A 17,644-nucleotide genomic window follows, 5' to 3' on the forward strand; every position below is an offset into this window, starting at 1 on the left:
ATTAGCATTAAGTACGGTAGGGCATACCGGATCTAAAGCTTGGGGAGATTTGCCCTCTAGCGAGAGTTGGAGCAATCCTGCGCTTGTTATGGCGAGTCTGTGAACCAAGAATCCTCGCACTTATAGGGCGAGGAGTGTCAACGCGTACAATACTCTACATGAAGGTAAATCGCTATGGTAGGGCTGAAATCTTAACCCCTGAACAAATATCGTTACTGTTCTCTGAGGGTTTGTTAACAAGCGCGATCGCGCTCTGTTTGGTGTGTGTCTTTACGCTTCTCACTACGGATGAAATTTAATTACTAAAAAGCCAAGGCAAAACCCGTCAACCCACCACTCAAGGAGCGAGAAGAGTTTGCCGTCTGCCTCTACACCGCTTGTCGGATCAGTAAAGCTATAACCCCCAAGGGACGGCTATCACTTGGGGACTGAAAAACCTTTACATAGTTATAAGAATAGTCTTATTCTTCGTACGTAGTTGGGCTTTAGCCCTCTTCTGAAACCTGGCATAAGAGGGCTTTAGCCCAACTACGTACCTTTATGTAAATAACTAGCAACTTGCGTTAATAGTTAACGCCTCTGCCGTTGGCCCGAAAAGATATAAAGTATTTTTGGGGGAAGTTTTTTAAGGTTTTATCCCATGCAACAGTTCTTATATCACATTTATTCTGGGAGAAAATATCTCCAACGTCTGTTTTTGTCCTTAGCGTTAGTGTTGCTGACAATGCTGAGTTTTGTTACACCTGCTAACGCCACAGGTGCTTACGATCTGCCCAGTTTAGTAGCGGGAGAAAAAACTTGGATTATTGACCAAGCAGAAGTACTCAGCCGGATTAGTGAAGGGCAGATTAACAACACTTTAGAAAAGTTGGCGAAGGAAACCGGAAACGAGGTAAGGTTTGTCACCATTCACCGCTTAGATTATGACGAAACCGCCCAAAGTTTTACCGATAAACTATTTGAAAGATGGTTTCCCACACCGGAAACTCAAGCTAATCAAACTTTGTTAGCGATCGATACTGTAACTAACACCACAGGAATTCGCACAGGGGAAAAAGTAAAATCTCTGATGTCCGATGAGATTGCCCAAAGTGTTGCTGACGAAACGGTATTGGTGCCATTGCGACAAGGTGACAAATACAATCAAGCTTTTGTGGATGCAAGCGATCGCATTTCCACAGTATTATCTGGTAAACCCGATCCGGGTGCGCCCGTAGTTGCTGACACTTTACAAGTCGAAAGTACCTTTAAAAAAGCCGAAGAAACTGATACTGGCGGTTCAACTATTTGGGTAATTGGCTTATTAATTGCTGCCACCGTAATTCCAATGGCAACCTACTATTGGTATCAATCAATGGGTTCTTAATCCTGAATATACTCTTGACCAGTAATTAAAGCCAACTCAGCCCGGACAAACTCTCGTCCCAAATAGCCAGCATGATCTAAATAAGTGACAGGACAGGGCTGAGTTTCTTCCAAAATTTTCACACAAAGTTCCTTAGCAGTTCTGCCAGTATATAAAGTTGTGTGAGTTCGTTCTACCTTTCCTTTAGCGGGAATTACTTTTCCGGTTTCTGGATCGACAGCTAAACCACGTTCATCAATTACATTAGTGTAATGTTTGGCGCAGATTAGTCCGGCTTCTCTATCTAAATAGATAATGAAATATCCAGCGGGATCGAGCTTAATATCCCGTTGGGAAAGTCGATCGTCAATTAAGGCAATGTCTTCTTTAGTTAAAGTCATTTTGGGCGAACTAGATGGCATAATTGCAAAAATTTAATCAACTCCGAATCTGAAAACGATCGCAAAACACAATCTTACTCATCATATCAAATTTACCAGTAATTTCGACTAAAACTACCGTTTCTTTTGATTCTTCTTTGCGTTCTTTGCGTCCTTTGCGGTTCCCTAAAAAATCTTCTGGTCAACCCAAAAAATACTACTCGTTTTCCAACTCCATCTTTAACTCAGGTTGTCGTTGACTAAAGGGAATATCGAGATTAATTGCCTCGATTTGTTGCTTTTCAATTTCGTTAACTTCGCTAATGTAAGACTTGAGAATTTTGCTTAAGCGGGGGTGATAAAAGCGGTGCAAACTGTGGTTAGGAGTTGCGGGAAAACCACGTCGTTTTTTATGTTGTCCACCTGCACCCGGATCGAACACTTGTACACCATGAGCAATTCCCCATTCAATTGGGGTATAGTAGCAAGCATCAAAGTGTAAACAATCGATTTCTTGAAAGCAACCCCAATAACGCCCGTAAAGTCGATCGCCCTTGTAAATACAAAAAGACATTGCCATTGGTTGATGAGTATTTTGTTCGTTATAAGCAGCAACCAAGAGAACGCGATCGCGATAACTAGAATAAAGTTGCTCAAAAAACTTTTTCGTTAAATATTTACTTCCCCACCAGCCAAACTTGTCACAATGATGACTGTAGAAATTGTACATTTGTGCCAATAAAGGCTTAGAAATTTCCTCACCTGTTAAAGTGCGAATTTGTAAACCTTCTTTCTCTACAGCTTTGCGTTCTCGTTTAATATTGCGGCGTTGATTGGCATTAAACACCCCTAAATAATCATCGAAAGTTTTAAAGCCTTCGTTTTTCCAGATGTAACTGTGGTGTAACCAACTAATGAAACCATGACGTTCCATAACCGATCGCCATTCTGGATCGACATAGAGGAAATTACAACCGGAAATTTGATTACGATCGCAAAAATGATCGATCGCATTTACCATCATCTGGGTTAACTCATCCTCATCTTCCCCTGGCGCAATTAAAAACCGATACCCCTCAGCCGGAGTAAACGGAGTCATCCCCAACAATTTCGGATAATACTGAATCCCCAAACGGTTTGCCAAATCTGCCCATTGATGATCGAAGACAAACTCACCATAACTATGACTTTTAACATAAAGTGGGGCAGCTGCAATTAATTGTCTATCTCGCCACACCGTTAAATGGTTAGGTAGCCATCCAGTTTGTCCCTTAGCACTACCCGAACTTTCCATATTGTGCAGCCACTCCCACTCCAAAAAGGGAGTTTTTAAAGGCATTGCCAAAGCATCCCATTCAGATTGGGGGATTTGGGCAATGTTATTAATCCAAGAAACCGAATAGCGAGGCTTAATTTGTTCTACCATCTGGCCCAATGGGGAGCGAAAGTTCAAACTTTCTTTAAATTAATCCAATTTTGCTAACGTTGCAGCCGATAATGCAAGAAGACCTCTTGCTCTACCCTTTCCACAGCTAAAAGTTGCAACTTAGGAGCCAAATTAGCCAAAAAACCCGTTCCTGCTACTGGTGTTGGTGCATTTTCTCCCCCTAAGATTAGCGGACACACCGTCAGCCAAAATTCATCCACTAAATCTGCTGCTAACAGGGAAGCCACCAGTTGACCACCACCCAAAACCGCCACCTTTTGCAAACCCATTTCCGTGAGTTTTTCCCCAGCAGCTACCCAGTTAATCCCCCCCTCTACCATTTCAATTGCAAAGACTTTGTGAAACTCTATTTTTTGCTGCCAAGATTGGGAACCCTTAATAGTAGTGAATAGCCAACGGGGAACTTGCTGTTTAAAGAAGCGCAACTGGGGATCTATTTTTCCCGAACCCGAACACACAATATGAATGGGTTGACTTCTTTTACCTTGCAGTTCTCGTTGTTTAAGTAACTCAGGATCAGTAACCATTAAGGTTGTACCGTATGTTCGTAGTGTACCAGCACCAAACAAAACTCCATCGACTAAAGCAATCTGTTTTTCTAAGTGCGCTTTATCAACCGCAGAACCAAATCTCGCGGGAGATGCTTGAGAGTCAGCAATTTTGCCGTCAGCACTCATGGCTAGAACTACAATGGTATCAGGGCGATTTGTCACCAAAACTTAAAACCTCTCACTTTTGCAATTTATCTTTGGGATGTCTCACTCGTTTTCGCCAGAAGAATAGCAGACAAGTTTCTTATAATGGTCGTTATCGATCGCTACGCAGTGAACTATCATTAGCGTATACCAGTTATCTAGTTTCAGGCATTGTATTCTTCTTCCTCCGTGGCGACATAACCCTTAGTACTTGTCTGGTTGTCTGCTACTAAGTTACTACTTCCCTTTAACTATAATTTTTTAGAGACTCGCAATGGGTAAGCTAGGTCAATCTTCTTTTCGCCGCATTTTACTATCCCGTATCCTACTCTTAAGTGTACCAATATTATTAGTAGGGGAGTATGTAACATACAAAAAAGCTCGTTCTGCTTTGTTAGAAACTGCCCGCCAAAACTTAATAGAGAGTGCTGTGAGAAAGGGGGAAAGAATAGAAGAATTAATTGCTGCTTTGAAGTCTAATTTAATGGCAGCAAGTCAATCGGCTGTTCTCAAGTCTAATTCATCCATTCAAAGCAATCAAAAATTTATTTCTGAATTAGCCACTCAGTTACCAACTAGAATACAGTGTATACAATTAAGTAATTTTCAGACTGGTCAAGTTATCGCTGGTACTTGTGGCGATCGTCCAATTATTTCTCTACCTCCTAATTTATGGACAAAAAACCAAACTGAATTACTGCCAGATTTGTCAAATGTTTATGTGACGACTCAGGTTAGCAAAAAAGCCATAAATAATGTCAACACTCCCAGTAATACAAATCAGTTAAAACTGATTTTAAGCGCACCTGTTTATAATAGTGCTGGTCAACTCCAAAATGTACTAACTGTACAATCTATAATCAACCAACAACAACGCGATCTCTCCGGCTCTCTTTACGGCAATACAGTAGTAATTGACCAAGATGGTACAATTTTAGAACATCCGCAAAAAGAGCGACAAGGAAAAAATATTTCTCAACAGAGAGATGCCTCTAGGTTAGAAGCAATCCTCAGAAATGCGATTAACGGACAACAATATTTTCTTCACTTATCGGACTTTCAAGATGAGGGAGTAGAATCAGTAGTTGGTTATTCAGCTATTCCTAGTCCTTTAAGTAAAGAAAAAAATAGGAAATGGGTAATCTTAGCAGTTGCTAATATCGATAGTGCTTTGTATCGCCTGGAAGAAATTAAGCAAGTGTTATTAATGCTGACTTTAGGCTTAATCGCTGCTATTTTATTAGCAACTTTATATTTGTCTCGTGACTTAGCACGCCCTTTAGAACAATTAGGTGATTACGCTTTAAATGTTGGCAAAGATCGCTCAACAGTGAAAATTACCCCGACATTTAAAATTAGTGAATTAAATCAATTAAGTGAATCTCTTGACAGCATGGTTGGGAGATTAACAATTTGGGCGGAAGAATTAGAAAATGCTTGGAAAGAAGCGCAAACAGCGAACAAATTAAAAACCGAATTTCTCGCTAATACTTCCCATGAATTAAGAACACCTTTAAATGCCATTATTGGTTGTATTCGCTTGGTGCGAGATGGTTGTTGTGACGATCGCGAAGAAGAATTAGACTTACTACAAAAAGCTGATGATGCAGCGATTCACCTATTACATATTATCAACGACATTCTGGACTTATCGAAGATTGAATCTGGTACACTTTCTGTAGTCATGCGACCTGTGGATGTGCGATCGATCCTCAAAGAAGTAATTGATCTACAAATGGTTCATATTAATCAAAAAGGCTTACAACTATTATTCACTGTACCAGAACAACCAATTATAGTCCAAGCCGATCCAGCAAAATTAAAACAAGTTTTCCTCAATGTAATCGGTAACGCTGTTAAATTTACCGAAAAAGGTAGCATTACTATCACAACTACCTTAGAATCAATTCCTAGTAAACAAACCAACAACAACAATTATTGGGTATTAGTAAAAGTCAAAGACACAGGAATTGGTATACCAGTTGAAGAACAGAAAAAGCTATTCCGTCCCTTTGTCATGGCTGATGGAACTAGAACTCGCAAGTATGGCGGAACTGGGTTAGGTTTAGCAATTTCCCGCAAAATTATGGCACTAATGGAAGGTACAATTAATTTGCACAGTCCCGGTGTAGATTTGGGTACCACACTAGAAATTTCTATGCCAATAGTTAGTTCTGGCTTTTTTACCACTGGAACTGAATCCTCAACAGATAATAAAGCAGAAGTTCCCTCCGTAAGCGAAAGGTAAATCACAAGGTTCGTATACTGTTCACGGTCATAGAGTAGGGGCGAAGCATTCCGGCAATAATTTGTTGGTTATCGCCAAATATATGTACCGGAATGCTTCGCCCCTACAAAGGGGAAAATCGTTAACCCAGCAGTATTCCAGATCTGAGTAAAACGACTAAAGTCGTCACAACCAACAGAGTTATGATAATTTAATCGGTTGTCCTCCTTGCTGTAATGATTTAGTTAAAGCATAGAGAATTTCTACTAATTTTGTTCCCATCCAACCAGAGGAAATCGAAGAAGGCTGATTTTGTTGAACGCAAGTGATAAAATGTTCACAAACTTGTTTTAAAGGTTCAACTTTAGGCACATCAACAACTTCAAAACTGAGATTTTCTGGATGAAATTTGTTGCCAACTACGGCAAAATTTCCCTTTTGAATTGACAAAGGTGCTGTTGTAGATAACTCGTCAAAAATTAGCGTACCTTGACTACCAACTACACCTAAACGCCGCTGTTTATCAGTATTCAGCCAACTAACATGGATAAATGCTTGGAAACCACTAGGATAAGTAACAGTTAGCCAAACTAAGTCATAAAGTGGATTTTCTGTTGCCTCTGTTGGTTGCAACCAAAGTTTACCAGTAGCTTGCACTTGAGAGGGAGTTTCTGATAACCAATTGTTTAAAATTGCAATATCATGAATGGCTAAATCCCACATGGCATCGACATCTTGACGCACAGGGCCTAAATTAGTTCGGGTAGCATAACCATAGCGCAAGTCTCCTAAAATTCCTTGTTCCATCACTTTTTTACCTTCGGCTACTGCGGGATGAAACAGGTAAGTTTGATCGACTACAAGTTGACGTTGTTTTTGTTCTGCTAAACGGCAGAGTTCTACAGATTCTTGAGGATTAATCGTTAAAGGTTTTTCGGCTAAAACGTGATAGCCTAAATTGAGAGCGTCTGCGATTAATTCATAATGGGTAACGGCAGGAGTTGCAATTACCACTGCATTTAATTGGGGTAATTGTCGCACTTCTGACCATTGGGTTGCTAACACTACCGTATCATCTAGTTGATGGCGCGATCGCAATTCCTCCAATCTATCCAAATTCGGATCGACTACAGCCAGTAAACGGACTTCAGGAAGTGCCAAAAAATTTCGCACCAAATGTACGCCCCAACGTCCCGCACCTAAAATCGCAATGTTAATAGTCATTTGCTTCCTTTAATTGCTCAAAAGCTTCTTTAGCAGCAGCTTGTTCCGCCGCTTTTTTGGAATGTCCTTCACCTCTTCCATAAGCTTTGTTATTCACTTTCACCACTGCTTTAAATGTTTGCGAATTACCCTTGATTCGTTGCATTTCCCTAACTTCATATATAGGCAAAACTTTGTAGACACTTTGGGTAAGTTCTTGCAATGCAGCTTTATAATTATGACGAGCCGGATCGGAAATAATTTCTGCGGCTAACTCTTTGAAATGACTGTCGATCCAAGGACGAACTAATTGCAAATTTTGTGTACTTAGATAAAGAGCACCCATCACCGCTTCTAGAGCATCTGCTAATCTAGTTTCCCTTCCGGCGACATCGCCAGCGGCACTTTTATCTAATAGTAAATGCCGTTCTAATCCGTAAGTGTCAGCGATTTTTGCTAAGATGCGATCGCTCACCAGTTCCGCACGAATACCAGAAAAATCGCCTACAGAAGATTGCGGGTAATTCTCCCACAAAAACTCTGCTGCTGCTAACCGCACCACCGCATCACCCACAAACTCTAATTGCTCATAATTAGCTTCCGCTGAGAAAGTCGGATGAGTCAGCGCCAAGTCCAATAACTGCCATTTAACTGGTGCAGTTTCAGGTATTCCCAGTTTTTGCACCAAGCTTTTTAATTGACTTTGGCGACGGGGATAGCTGAGATTCATTATTACTGTTTATGTTTCCTTTCCAAAAAAAAATGGAGAGAGCAAGTCATAAGCCGGGTTCTGTTCTCTTAACTATACAAGCTAAGAGGGCAGTTATCTATCTGGGACACCTGTTACCAAATGCCTCAAGCGGTACCTAAAAACGGAACTGGTAAAAGACCAACCATAGTTCCTCCACCTTGCTCCCAACCGGGGTTTACCGAGCCAACGCCTCTCGACGTTGCTGGTGCGCTCTTACCGCACCTTTGCACCCTTACCCTCTTAAAGTTATGAGTTATGAGTTTTAAGTTTTGAATTAACTCATAACTCAAAACTCATAACTCATAACTTCAAGAAGGCGGTATCTTTCTGTGGCACTATCCTCACGATCGCTCGCACTGGGCGTTACCCAGCAAGTTCGGTCTTTCGGGAGCCCGGACTTTCCTCAGACTAGCTTTCGCTATTCCGCAACCGCCTACCCCTACTCTCTCCTATATCTAGTTTACTGGGGAATCGGGTTTTGCTTACCTGTTCCGAACAACTTGTTGCATTTTAGGTATAGGAACTGAATTGTTAAATTCTGTTTCTGAATCATCCTTAATAGTTGAAAAGTTCTCGAACCAACCCTTTTTCCAGAAGAAGTAAACTAACCCACCAGCAACGCCAATCATCACTGCCCAAACAGCAGGATAACCCACATTCGATTTCAACTCTGGCATATTTTCAAAGTTCATCCCGTAAACTCCAGCAATAAAAGTTAGGGGAATAAAGATTGTAGAAATCACGGTGAGTAATTTCATGATTTCATTCATTTTGTTGCTAATTGAGGAGAGATAAACATCCATCATTCCTGAGCTTAATTCTCGATATGTTTCGACAATATCGATGACTTGGACTGCGTGATCGTAACAGTCTCGCAGGTAAATTCTTACTTCTGGACTAATCAGATTGCTACCATCTCGAATTAAGGTGTTAAGTGCATCTCTTTGGGGCCAAATTGCCCGACGCAGTGCTAATAATTCTCGCCTAATTTTGTAGATTTCTTGTAAAGTTTGTCGAGATGGATTGCTTACTACTTCATCTTCTAATTCTTCAATGCGTTCGCCGTAAGCTTCTAAAACGGGGAAATAACCATCAATAATTGCATCTAAAAGTGCATAAGCTAAATAATCGGCTTTTCTTTGGCGAATGATGCCTTTGTTGTAACGAATGCGATCGCGCACTTTAGCAAAACAATCTCGTTCTGGTTCTTCCTGTACTGTAAGCAAGTAATCTTCTCCTAAAACAAAACTTACTTGCTCAATATAAAAACCATGACTGTTATCCTTGAGCATTACCATCCAAGCAATGATCACTATTTGCGAGTCAAAATCATCAACTTTGGGACGTTCGGGAACATTAACTACATCTTCCAAAACTAAGGCGTGCAAATTAAAAACTTTACTTAGTTTTATCCAAGTTTCTTCATTGCCTAACCCTAATACATCCACCCAAGAAACAGAATGAGTATCTAAATAAGGAGCACATTCTTCCGGTGTGTTAATTTTTAACCTAGTAGCTGAAGCTTCGTTGTAATCTATTAACACTATATCTGGTGGTGGAGCGTCTGAGGGAAGATCGATCGTTCCGGGAAGACTACCTGGTTCATCATAATTGTAATCAAAGTAATCTTCTTCTTCTTCCTCTTCTTCTATATCAGGATTTATACTCAGTGTTGCCGATGCAAAATTTCTTTCTACCATATCGATTCAGATCAAATAAATAGTACCTGAGCGTAATATTACACAATTTTAATAAAGACCAGATCCCCGACTTCTTGAAGAAGTCGGGGATCTGAGTAGCGATTTTACTCAAACATTGGTGACATTACATCATGCCCATGCCGCCCATGCCGCCCATGCCACCCATGCCGCCCATGCCGCCCATGCCGCCCATGTCAGGCGCACCACCAGCAGGTTTTTTCTCAGGTTTTTCTACAACTAAAGCTTCAGTTGTTAACACCATGCCCGCAATAGAAGCGGCATTTTGCACAGAAGAACGAACAACTTTTGCTGGATCGATGATTCCCGCAGCAATCATGTCTTCAAATTTGTCATCCAGTGCATTGTAACCAACATTAAATTCAGTATCGCGCACTTTTTCAACAATTACTGAACCTTCAACGCCAGCATTATCGGCAATTTGACGCAAAGGTGCTTCTAATGCTTTAGCAATGATTTCTGCACCAATTTTTTCTTCGGCATCTAAACCGTTTTTAAATTCATTGACTTTTTTAGCCAAATGAATTAATGTGGTTCCGCCTCCGGGAACAATGCCTTCATCTACCGCCGCTTTGGTAGCATTCAAAGCATCTTCAATCCGTAATTTGCGGTTTTTCAATTCAGTTTCGGTAGGAGCACCGACTTTAATTACTGCTACACCACCTGCTAATTTAGCGATGCGTTCTTGCAGTTTTTCTTTGTCATAGTCGGAGTCGGTTTCTGTTAGTTGTTTTCTAATTTGCCCGATGCGTTTTTGTACATCGTCTTTGGTTTCTGTACCAGCAACAATGGTGGTACTGTCTTTATCACAAGTAATTTTCCGGGCAGTTCCCAGCATTTCCAAAGTAACAGTATCTAAGCTTAATCCGACTTCTTCGGAAATCATTTGTCCGCCAGTGAGAACGGCGATATCTTGTAACATTGCTTTGCGCCGATCGCCAAATCCCGGTGCTTTAATTGCTACTGCACTCAAAACGCCTCTAGCTTTGTTCACCACTAAAGTTGCTAAAGCTTCACCTTCGACATCTTCAGCTATTACCAACAATGGCTTACCTAAGCGAGCAATTTTTTCCAAAACTGGCACTAATTCCTGAATGGAATTAATTTTTTTATCGGTGATTAAGATACGAACATCGTCATATTCCACCGTCATTCTTTCGCCATTGGTGACGAAGTAGGGAGACATATAACCGCGATCGAGTTGCATCCCTTCCACTACTTCTAATTCTGTAGTTAAGGATTTGGATTCTTCAACGGTAATCACCCCATCTTTGGTGACTTTTTCCATCGCTGAAGCAATCATTTCGCCTACTTCGGTGTCGTTACCTGCGGAAACTGTGGCAACTTGTGCGATCGCAGTTCCTTCTACAGGTTTAGCAACAGCAGCAATTTCGTCAACTAATTTAGCAACAGTTTTGTCAATTCCCCGACGAATCGCCACTGGATTTGCCCCAGCAGCAACATTTTTCAAGCCTTCGCGAATCATCGCCTGTGCCAACACAGTCGCGGTTGTGGTACCATCTCCAGCAGTATCTTTGGTTTTGGAGGCAACTTCCCGAATCAGTTGAGCACCTGTATTTTCTAAGGGATCTTCTAATTCAATTTCCTTAGCAATGGTAATCCCGTCGTTAACGATATCGGGTGCGCCAAACTTCTTCTCTAATACAACGTTACGACCTTTTGGCCCCAAGGTAATCTTCACGGCATCTGCCAGGGCGTTCACACCCCGTTCTAATGCCCGTCTTGACTGTTCATCGAATGCTACAATTTTTGCCATATTTAATTCATTCTCACTTCCATTAGTCAATTTAGCACTCTCAGCGTCAGAGTGCTAACAATACTATTTCAGATTTACGCACTCTCTTGCTCAAACCTAGATCCCCCCTAGCCCCCCTTGGTAAGGGGGGAATTTAAGAGAGCCCCCGAAGTTCGGGGGTTGGGGGATCGCCTGTGCGTAAGTCCTAACACTGTTTAAAATGAAGCTAGATCTGTGTGGTCGATCGAAAATTTAATGACTAGACTCGGTACAGAATCGCATCGAAATCAGACTCCTCCGTTGGAAAGTGGCGATCGCTTAACCCGCTACGAGTTCGAGCGCCGCTACAATGCCGCAACTCACATCAAAAAAGCCGAATTGATTGAAGGAGTCGTCTACGTGGCATCGGCATTAAGGCATGAGCAACACGGTAAACCGCATAGTCGAGTAGTTACCTGGTTAGGAGTTTACCAAGCACTCACCCCAGGCGTTGACTCTAGCACCGAACCAACTGTGCGGTTAGATTTAGATAACGAACCCCAACCTGATGCAGTTTTGTTTATTCAACCCGCAGCAGGTGGGCAAATTCGGTTAAGCGAGGATGGATATATTGAAGGTGCGCCTGAGTTAATTGTGGAAATTGCCGCAAGTAGTGTTGCGATCGACACGGGGAGTAAAAAGCAAGCTTATCGCAGAAATGGTGTGAGAGAGTACGTAATTTGGCAATCTTACGAAAATGAGTTGGAATGGTTTCAACTGATGGAAGGTGATTATGTAAGATTAATGCCAGATCGAGATGGAATCATTCGCTCTCAGGTGTTTCCGGGGTTGTGGTTAGCGGTTAATGATTTATTGGCGAGTAATATGGTGGGTGTGCTGGAGGTTTTGCAAGCGGGAGTGCGATCGCCTGAACACCAAACTTTTGTACAGCAACTAACCGCAAACACTAATTTCTCCGGTTAATCCAATCTTCGCCCCCTGGTAAATCTACTAAAATTTCCTCAATTAATGCTGGTAGTTCTTTGGCAGAATGGGTGTAGGTGAGGGTGATTAGTTCGATCGCTCTTTCCAGCAGTTGCGGTTTATCTAACATTTCCGAAAGTTGAGAACGGGTAAATTGTCCATTCATTACTTCTTCGCTGGCATCTGCGATCGCATTTTCCAACACTTCTTCCTCAATCAAATTTTCCCATTCATCTTCATTAATATAGTAAGAAGTTTTATTATCTTTAATATTCAACTTTTTAATTTCGCGGATTGAGTTACGAATTGAATTTGCCCAAGAACCTGTTAAGCGTTGTTCAATTTGGTTTTTAATCAAATGAATTAACAAAATGACTAGATGAGATTGAATTGTCCGCAAAATTGCTTGTTTACTCATGCCTTCTAACTCATCTACGATCGCCAAAGCATCGCTGTAACGCCCCTCTAAAATGCTGGTTCTTAAATCTATCAGTTCTTGAGTCATATTTCGACCTCTACGACCTAAATTTTAAGCTACTTCAAACCCTGTATACTTCCTAGCTTGGGGTGATTTAAAACCTAAAACGATCCGCTCTTTTGGAATACCTATTTTTAGCAATTCGCTAGCAATACCATCTTCTGTACCATCTCGATGAATCCAGATTTTACCGTTAATAATTTCGATGTGTATGATACAGCCGTGAACTTGGCGGACTCCCTCCCATCCAACTATCATTAATAAGTAGCGATCGCGGTCGCGATCGAACACAATATGTCTTTCTATTTCTCCGTGAGCATAAGGAATTTCTGCGTATTCAGATATAATTTTTTCAATATTATCTCGATCTTGCTCTAGGGTATCCATTTGACAATAACCTCCATATCGGGATTAAAAACTACTAAGCAAACCCGATTATTTCTTAATAGTAGTTCGCCAATAGGTTCTTCAAACAATCCGCTAGCAACTTCTTCCGATACTGCTAAATAAAGCTCTCTGTCAGGTTCTACTTGACTAAGAACGTCATGATAGATAACATATTGACCGATCGCTTTCTCCAAATCACTCATTTCCGACAAACCAGTAAAGCTCTTAATTTCCACAGCAATTTTACGTTCGGCTCTTTCTGCTGCTAAAAGTTGCTTTGCTCCCAAATCAACATACATATCCTTTTTACCCCATTTTAAACTGAGAGGATCGTGGGTAATAATCCAATCATCTTTTATGAGAGCTTTCTTGACAACATCGTGGTAAATATCTCTAGCTGGCATATTGCTTATTTTACTTTTATCTTAACTTTTTTTCTACTTCCTCCAAAGGCAAATCGAGAACTTGGGCAATCTGCTCTGCTGTTAACCCAACTTTTACTAACCTTGGTATTGTTTCCCATTTAGCTAATTTTCGTCCTGTTTCAATATTGTTAGATGTGCCATTAATATCTGTAGGAGTTTCTGTAATAATTGATTCTAAATTTTCTAATTCTGATTTTTTGTTAACTTGTGAAGGCTTAGAACAATTATTAATATTACCACCAATAACATAGTTACCTATATTTTGTTGAGAATTATAAAAAGCTAATCTTTCAACTGAAGCGCGAAAATTTGACTTATTTAAATCTTCTCCCAAAGCTTCAGAAAGAATTTTCCAAAGTGCATAAGCTTCATCTTTTGCATGACCTCGCGTACACTGATATTCCTTGGCAATATCAGCATATTTCTGACCTTTGAGAACGCCTTTAATAATTGCCATTTGCAGACTATCAAGGTGCTTACCAGTTTGAGCGAACATCAGTTCATCCAAATATTTCAACACCTCTATTACATTCATAGCTTTTGCATTAAAACCCATTTTATCCGTCATTATCCGCTATTATCCGCCCCTTGTAAACCTTTTTAACATAACTCCCGTCAATATCCGTCTTTTTCCGCCACTAAAAAATACTGATGAGTTTTGAAATTCTGAGAATAGGGTAAGTAGGATTACCAGAGTTCACTGGTCAGATTTTCTAACATCACACGAGGAGATTGGCTGTATGGAATGGTTAGAGGGAATTTTTGAATGGTTAACAGAATTATCTGATGTTAATGGTGATAATTTTGTGGATCTTAGTGATCTGTCAGCAGGAGCTAGTCAGGCAGTAGAAAATGTATTCGATTTGGTTGATTATAACGACAATGATGTAATTAGCTCAGAAGATTTTGGACTAATGCTACAGGATTATTTGGATAACAACAACAATGAGGTAATTGATTTAGAGGATTTTGGATTAATGCTAATGGATTATTTCGATAAAAATGGGGATGGTCAGTTTAATTTTATCGATAATCAAATCATCAAGCATGCAGCTCAGATAGAAGAGGATTTTGGGCCTATTGCAAAAAAAATATTTCTCCAAGCAGCAAAACTAATTTAACCGTGCCTTTGAGAGAGTGAAAATCACTTGAGAATTTAGACATTTTTGTACTTGATTGCGGAGGAATACAAATGAGTAAGCTCAATGTTACTCTTGCTATGATTGCCATTTTGACAGCGCCAATATTTTTATCTAGTTGTCGAAGTATTTCGGACGATATTGCAAAGATGGCTAGACAAGGAAGTAAAGTAGGAGATGATATTCCTCAACAGGTTGCTGTTCCTAATAACAGAACTACTGTTTCACCAATAGTTGCAAAAAATGTAGATCAACATGAACTGCTTAATAAATGTACACGCCAAACAGGTAAAAGTGCTGTAACTGTAGCATGGGAGCAAGCCAAATCTTCGGGTTTCCAGGTATCGGAGCAATATTTACTTAATGTTGCTAGAGATGCAATCCAAAAATGTCTTCTTGGAAAAGTGGGGGACAAAGTATTAGATGAATTAGCTAAATTAGCAGTTTCAGAATTTAAGCAGGAAAATCCGCAGGCAGAACAAAACTGAATTAAGCAGAATTAAAATGATGTAGGTTGGGTGAACTCACAGTAAATTAAAAAAGTGATATTTTTAGATTTTACTACGTTAAACTCAACCTACAACTAAAATGGAAGGGCTATGAGGCGCAATTGTGAAGCGATCGCACTTCCATAAATTCACCAATAAAAAAGGCGATACTATAATAAAAATGAGTAAAAAAATCTTATTATTATGCAGTATCCCCTCAACAATATTTCACAACCAGTTGTGGGTAGCGAAGCTAAAAAGATAGTCGATGCCATTAAATCAGGTAGCTATGTAGCTAACGAGCCAGCTATCGCCACAGCAAAACGTATTGCCGAGCGTCGTAAGCAGCAGAAAAAACCTGAAACCCTTAAAGGTAGTAAAGTAAGATATTCAAGATTTTTACACATTTTTCGCCCACAATAAATGCAAGATTATCACATCTTTTGGCGCAAAAATCTTGCCTTTTCGAGGTAAATTGTAGGGACACGGCATTCAAAAGGTAACGCAGTAGTTGCAAATATTATTGATGCCGTGTCCCTACCCTCACCAACAGACTTTTTCAGCAAATCCTACGAAGGAGGCGATCGCACTTCCTTAACTTCACAAATAAAAGGTGCGATCGTCTCTACAGTAATTCAAGGAAGCGATTACAATAAGAAAACAAGTTAAAAATTAGTATCATGAGCCAAACTACTACTTCAATCAACACAAAATTGATTGACTCTCTTGCTCAAATTATCCTTTCTCTTACCGACGAAGAGCAACAACTTTTAGCACAAAAAATTCAGTATCCATCATTGTCTAGTGAAGAACTTGAAAAGAAACGGGAAGCTTTACAGCATGACATTGCACTAGGCGTGGAACAACTTCAGAATGGAGATTACGCTGAGTATGATGATTCCACGTTACCCCATTTGTTGGAAAACATCAAAATGCGAGGTCAGCAGCGACTTCAGCAGGAGCAATCCCAGTGAATCGCTACCGTTTGTCACGACAAGCAGAACAAGATTTAGAAGATATTTGGGTTTATCTCACACAGCAAGATCAACTCTTAGCAGATCGACAAATTGCTCAAATTTTGGATCGATTTCCCATGCTGTCTCAATTTCCCAATATGGGCAAGCAACGAGACGATTTGATGGCAGGACTCAGGAGTTTTCCTGTTAAGCCATACATTATTTTTTATAATAAAATTGCGGATGGTATCGAAGTTGTTAGAGTTTTACACCAAGCAAGAGATATTGACAGTCAATTTTAGCGATCGCACTTCCATAAATTCATCAATAAAAAATGCGATCGCCTCTACATTAGTTCAAGGAAGCGATCGATCTCTATTCGAGCCTGTTTTAGAATTCGAGCTAGAGTAGATCGCTTAACAGATCGATGAGCCGGAACTGTTAGTTTTAAAACTTCTGATGGTAGTTCTTTTTCTAATCTGATGTGACTACCGCGCTGACGAACAACTACCCACCCATCTCTTTGTAGAGCAGCAATAATTTGCGTGTAAGGAAGGTTAGGAACTTTACTCATAGTACTAGTTCTCTGACGATCGCGCTCTCCCCAAAATATGTATCCTCTTCCAAAGGTTCAAGGTAAAGTTCAATCGCTTCTTGGATATTCATTAAAGCTTCATCAATATTTTCACCTTCGCTGATACAGCCTGGTAGTGAAGGAACATAAGCGGTGTAACCACCTTCATCACTAGGTTCTAAAACTACTTTAATTTTCATACTTTGCCAAAGAGTGGTGTCAGTTAATGATCGATCGGATTGTAGCAATTTTGAGTGTTTTCAAATCTTCATACATAACAAACGCTGATGAATCGACTCTGCTAGCTGTTCTCTATGCTTAAGATAAGCTTCTACTGCTTCTCGATGTCTAAGATAGTAGCCGATTGTTGTATAAACATCAGATAATAGCAAAGTTGAATAACGTTGGACAATTGATTCAGGGGATGCACCATCCTGAAAAGCTCGAATTACTAATTCCAGCAGAACTCTTGAATTTCCTACTCTTATTGCTCCTGTTGCATCTTCTCGGAACGGAGGTGCTTCAACTTCTAAAACAAGGCTCACCTTTTAATCTCCCACAAAACTAGTGCTTCATCTTAGAACTTTATCTGCAAATTTAAAAACCGCACTCCAAACAGAAGTACGGTTTTTAAAAACTAGCGAGTTAACAAACGAAAAAGCTGTTTAACGCCCCTTGCCGCTGTGTGACTCAAACAAAGAGAACCGTAACC

General features: G+C 40.3%; 23 protein-coding genes and 1 other RNA gene. 9 read left to right on the forward strand and 15 right to left on the reverse strand.

The window, feature by feature from the left end:
- Positions 1 to 640 precede the first annotated feature (640 nt).
- Positions 641 to 1,366, forward strand: a complete 726-nt coding sequence (gene psb32 / locus ACE1CC_RS03715; protein WP_413269125.1) for a photosystem II repair protein Psb32 — start codon at positions 641 to 643, stop codon at positions 1,364 to 1,366.
- On the opposite strand, the gene ACE1CC_RS03720 is transcribed toward psb32, so the two are convergent.
- The 3 genes from ACE1CC_RS03720 to ACE1CC_RS03730 all read right to left on the reverse strand — a co-directional run bounded on the left by ACE1CC_RS03720 (position 1,363) and on the right by ACE1CC_RS03730 (position 3,888).
- Positions 1,363 to 1,746 carry a DUF4346 domain-containing protein gene (locus tag ACE1CC_RS03720; protein WP_413269145.1) on the reverse strand — a complete coding sequence of 128 codons (384 nt, stop codon included), beginning with the start codon at positions 1,744 to 1,746 and terminating at the stop codon, positions 1,363 to 1,365. The two genes, psb32 and ACE1CC_RS03720, sit on opposite strands and share 4 nt — an antisense overlap.
- A gap of 196 nt (positions 1,747 to 1,942) precedes the next feature.
- A complete protein-coding gene (locus ACE1CC_RS03725; protein ID WP_413269126.1) occupies positions 1,943 to 3,151 on the reverse strand; it encodes a GNAT family N-acetyltransferase in 1,209 nt (402 codons plus the stop codon).
- A 53-nt stretch (positions 3,152 to 3,204) separates the two neighbouring features.
- Positions 3,205 to 3,888, reverse strand: coding sequence for a RibD family protein (locus ACE1CC_RS03730; RefSeq protein ID WP_459563794.1), 684 nt, complete (start codon positions 3,886 to 3,888; stop codon positions 3,205 to 3,207).
- A 253-nt stretch (positions 3,889 to 4,141) separates the two neighbouring features.
- Between ACE1CC_RS03730 and ACE1CC_RS03735 the strand changes: the two genes are divergently transcribed.
- A complete protein-coding gene (locus ACE1CC_RS03735; protein ID WP_413269127.1) occupies positions 4,142 to 6,115 on the forward strand; it encodes a sensor histidine kinase in 1,974 nt (657 codons plus the stop codon).
- A gap of 180 nt (positions 6,116 to 6,295) precedes the next feature.
- Here ACE1CC_RS03735 and ACE1CC_RS03740 read toward each other — a convergent pair whose 3' ends face one another.
- The 5 genes from ACE1CC_RS03740 to groL form a co-directional block, all read right to left on the reverse strand.
- Complete coding sequence (locus ACE1CC_RS03740) at positions 6,296 to 7,318, reverse strand: Gfo/Idh/MocA family protein (RefSeq protein ID WP_413269128.1); 1,023 nt, start codon at positions 7,316 to 7,318, stop codon at positions 6,296 to 6,298.
- On the reverse strand, positions 7,308 to 8,027 hold the full coding sequence (gene rnc, locus ACE1CC_RS03745; RefSeq protein WP_413269129.1) for a ribonuclease III: 720 nt from the start codon (positions 8,025 to 8,027) through the stop codon (positions 7,308 to 7,310). Before rnc ends, ACE1CC_RS03740 begins: the two co-directional genes overlap by 11 nt.
- A gap of 34 nt (positions 8,028 to 8,061) precedes the next feature.
- Positions 8,062 to 8,494, reverse strand: an RNA gene (gene rnpB / locus ACE1CC_RS03750) — RNase P RNA component class A.
- Positions 8,495 to 8,530: 36 nt separating this feature from the next.
- Positions 8,531 to 9,748 (reverse strand): magnesium/cobalt transporter CorA, encoded by a 1,218-nt coding sequence (corA, locus tag ACE1CC_RS03755; RefSeq protein ID WP_413269130.1) that lies wholly within the window; start codon positions 9,746 to 9,748, stop codon positions 8,531 to 8,533.
- Positions 9,749 to 9,872: 124 nt separating this feature from the next.
- Positions 9,873 to 11,543 carry a chaperonin GroEL gene (gene groL, locus ACE1CC_RS03760; protein ID WP_413269131.1) on the reverse strand — a complete coding sequence of 557 codons (1,671 nt, stop codon included), beginning with the start codon at positions 11,541 to 11,543 and terminating at the stop codon, positions 9,873 to 9,875.
- A 234-nt stretch (positions 11,544 to 11,777) separates the two neighbouring features.
- Between groL and ACE1CC_RS03765 the strand changes: the two genes are divergently transcribed.
- Positions 11,778 to 12,485, forward strand: a complete 708-nt coding sequence (locus ACE1CC_RS03765) for a Uma2 family endonuclease (protein ID WP_413269147.1) — start codon at positions 11,778 to 11,780, stop codon at positions 12,483 to 12,485.
- Here the strand turns inward: ACE1CC_RS03765 and ACE1CC_RS03770 are convergent.
- Genes ACE1CC_RS03770 through ACE1CC_RS03785 form a run of 4 tightly spaced genes read right to left on the reverse strand, consistent with a single transcriptional unit; the run spans position 12,469 to position 14,310 of the window.
- A complete protein-coding gene (locus ACE1CC_RS03770; RefSeq protein WP_413269132.1) occupies positions 12,469 to 12,990 on the reverse strand; it encodes a DUF29 family protein in 522 nt (173 codons plus the stop codon). The two genes, ACE1CC_RS03765 and ACE1CC_RS03770, sit on opposite strands and share 17 nt — an antisense overlap.
- A 24-nt stretch (positions 12,991 to 13,014) precedes the next feature.
- Entirely contained in the window at positions 13,015 to 13,350 is a 336-nt protein-coding gene (locus ACE1CC_RS03775) for a XisI protein (protein WP_413269133.1), read from the reverse strand.
- Complete coding sequence (locus tag ACE1CC_RS03780) at positions 13,338 to 13,754, reverse strand: XisH family protein (protein WP_413269134.1); 417 nt, start codon at positions 13,752 to 13,754, stop codon at positions 13,338 to 13,340. The genes ACE1CC_RS03775 and ACE1CC_RS03780 overlap by 13 nt, the downstream gene beginning before the upstream one ends.
- 16 nt (positions 13,755 to 13,770) lie before the next feature.
- Entirely contained in the window at positions 13,771 to 14,310 is a 540-nt protein-coding gene (locus ACE1CC_RS03785; protein WP_413269135.1) for a hypothetical protein, read from the reverse strand.
- 205 nt (positions 14,311 to 14,515) lie between these two features.
- Here ACE1CC_RS03785 and ACE1CC_RS03790 point away from each other — a divergent pair, with 205 nt between their 5' ends.
- The 6 genes from ACE1CC_RS03790 (at position 14,516) to ACE1CC_RS03815 (ending at position 16,660) form a co-directional block, all read left to right on the forward strand.
- Positions 14,516 to 14,896 carry an EF-hand domain-containing protein gene (locus tag ACE1CC_RS03790; RefSeq protein ID WP_413269136.1) on the forward strand — a complete coding sequence of 127 codons (381 nt, stop codon included), beginning with the start codon at positions 14,516 to 14,518 and terminating at the stop codon, positions 14,894 to 14,896.
- Positions 14,897 to 14,967: 71 nt separating this feature from the next.
- Positions 14,968 to 15,402: a hypothetical protein gene (locus ACE1CC_RS03795; protein ID WP_413269137.1), complete on the forward strand. Its 435-nt coding sequence runs from the start codon at positions 14,968 to 14,970 to the stop codon at positions 15,400 to 15,402.
- Positions 15,403 to 15,606: 204 nt separating this feature from the next.
- Entirely contained in the window at positions 15,607 to 15,825 is a 219-nt protein-coding gene (locus ACE1CC_RS03800; protein ID WP_413269138.1) for a hypothetical protein, read from the forward strand.
- A gap of 108 nt (positions 15,826 to 15,933) precedes the next feature.
- Positions 15,934 to 16,071 carry a hypothetical protein gene (locus ACE1CC_RS03805; RefSeq protein WP_413269139.1) on the forward strand — a complete coding sequence of 46 codons (138 nt, stop codon included), beginning with the start codon at positions 15,934 to 15,936 and terminating at the stop codon, positions 16,069 to 16,071.
- A gap of 11 nt (positions 16,072 to 16,082) precedes the next feature.
- Positions 16,083 to 16,376, forward strand: a complete 294-nt coding sequence (locus tag ACE1CC_RS03810) for a hypothetical protein (protein ID WP_413269140.1) — start codon at positions 16,083 to 16,085, stop codon at positions 16,374 to 16,376.
- Entirely contained in the window at positions 16,373 to 16,660 is a 288-nt protein-coding gene (locus ACE1CC_RS03815; protein WP_413269141.1) for a type II toxin-antitoxin system RelE/ParE family toxin, read from the forward strand. The genes ACE1CC_RS03810 and ACE1CC_RS03815 overlap by 4 nt, the downstream gene beginning before the upstream one ends.
- A 44-nt stretch (positions 16,661 to 16,704) precedes the next feature.
- On the opposite strand, the gene ACE1CC_RS03820 is transcribed toward ACE1CC_RS03815, so the two are convergent.
- Genes ACE1CC_RS03820 through ACE1CC_RS03830 form a run of 3 tightly spaced genes read right to left on the reverse strand, consistent with a single transcriptional unit; the run spans position 16,705 to position 17,477 of the window.
- Positions 16,705 to 16,932 carry a type II toxin-antitoxin system HicA family toxin gene (locus tag ACE1CC_RS03820; RefSeq protein WP_413269142.1) on the reverse strand — a complete coding sequence of 76 codons (228 nt, stop codon included), beginning with the start codon at positions 16,930 to 16,932 and terminating at the stop codon, positions 16,705 to 16,707.
- Positions 16,929 to 17,132: a type II toxin-antitoxin system HicB family antitoxin gene (locus tag ACE1CC_RS03825; protein ID WP_413269143.1), complete on the reverse strand. Its 204-nt coding sequence runs from the start codon at positions 17,130 to 17,132 to the stop codon at positions 16,929 to 16,931. Before ACE1CC_RS03825 ends, ACE1CC_RS03820 begins: the two co-directional genes overlap by 4 nt.
- 60 nt (positions 17,133 to 17,192) lie before the next feature.
- Entirely contained in the window at positions 17,193 to 17,477 is a 285-nt protein-coding gene (locus ACE1CC_RS03830) for a DUF433 domain-containing protein (RefSeq protein WP_413269144.1), read from the reverse strand.
- Positions 17,478 to 17,644 lie beyond the last annotated feature (167 nt).

The organism is Floridaenema aerugineum BLCC-F46 (assembly GCF_041929345.1).
Classification (GTDB): domain Bacteria; phylum Cyanobacteriota; class Cyanobacteriia; order Cyanobacteriales; family Aerosakkonemataceae; genus Floridanema; species Floridanema aerugineum.

Coding starts and splice junctions, on each gene's coding strand:
- ACE1CC_RS03790 (WP_413269136.1), top strand. CDS start 14,516: ATGGAATGGTTAGAGGGAATTTTTGAATGGTTAACAGAATTATCTGAT.
- ACE1CC_RS03725 (WP_413269126.1), bottom strand. CDS start 3,151: ATGGTAGAACAAATTAAGCCTCGCTATTCGGTTTCTTGGATTAATAAC.
- ACE1CC_RS03780 (WP_413269134.1), bottom strand. CDS start 13,754: ATGCCAGCTAGAGATATTTACCACGATGTTGTCAAGAAAGCTCTCATA.
- ACE1CC_RS03795 (WP_413269137.1), top strand. CDS start 14,968: ATGAGTAAGCTCAATGTTACTCTTGCTATGATTGCCATTTTGACAGCG.
- groL (WP_413269131.1), bottom strand. CDS start 11,543: ATGGCAAAAATTGTAGCATTCGATGAACAGTCAAGACGGGCATTAGAA.
- ACE1CC_RS03735 (WP_413269127.1), top strand. CDS start 4,142: ATGGGTAAGCTAGGTCAATCTTCTTTTCGCCGCATTTTACTATCCCGT.
- ACE1CC_RS03770 (WP_413269132.1), bottom strand. CDS start 12,990: ATGACTCAAGAACTGATAGATTTAAGAACCAGCATTTTAGAGGGGCGT.
- rnc (WP_413269129.1), bottom strand. CDS start 8,027: ATGAATCTCAGCTATCCCCGTCGCCAAAGTCAATTAAAAAGCTTGGTG.
- ACE1CC_RS03740 (WP_413269128.1), bottom strand. CDS start 7,318: ATGACTATTAACATTGCGATTTTAGGTGCGGGACGTTGGGGCGTACAT.
- psb32 (WP_413269125.1), top strand. CDS start 641: ATGCAACAGTTCTTATATCACATTTATTCTGGGAGAAAATATCTCCAA.
- ACE1CC_RS03825 (WP_413269143.1), bottom strand. CDS start 17,132: ATGAAAATTAAAGTAGTTTTAGAACCTAGTGATGAAGGTGGTTACACC.
- ACE1CC_RS03785 (WP_413269135.1), bottom strand. CDS start 14,310: ATGAATGTAATAGAGGTGTTGAAATATTTGGATGAACTGATGTTCGCT.
- ACE1CC_RS03775 (WP_413269133.1), bottom strand. CDS start 13,350: ATGGATACCCTAGAGCAAGATCGAGATAATATTGAAAAAATTATATCT.
- ACE1CC_RS03810 (WP_413269140.1), top strand. CDS start 16,083: ATGAGCCAAACTACTACTTCAATCAACACAAAATTGATTGACTCTCTT.
- corA (WP_413269130.1), bottom strand. CDS start 9,748: ATGGTAGAAAGAAATTTTGCATCGGCAACACTGAGTATAAATCCTGAT.
- ACE1CC_RS03820 (WP_413269142.1), bottom strand. CDS start 16,932: ATGAGTAAAGTTCCTAACCTTCCTTACACGCAAATTATTGCTGCTCTA.
- ACE1CC_RS03800 (WP_413269138.1), top strand. CDS start 15,607: ATGCAGTATCCCCTCAACAATATTTCACAACCAGTTGTGGGTAGCGAA.
- ACE1CC_RS03765 (WP_413269147.1), top strand. CDS start 11,778: ATGACTAGACTCGGTACAGAATCGCATCGAAATCAGACTCCTCCGTTG.
- ACE1CC_RS03720 (WP_413269145.1), bottom strand. CDS start 1,746: ATGACTTTAACTAAAGAAGACATTGCCTTAATTGACGATCGACTTTCC.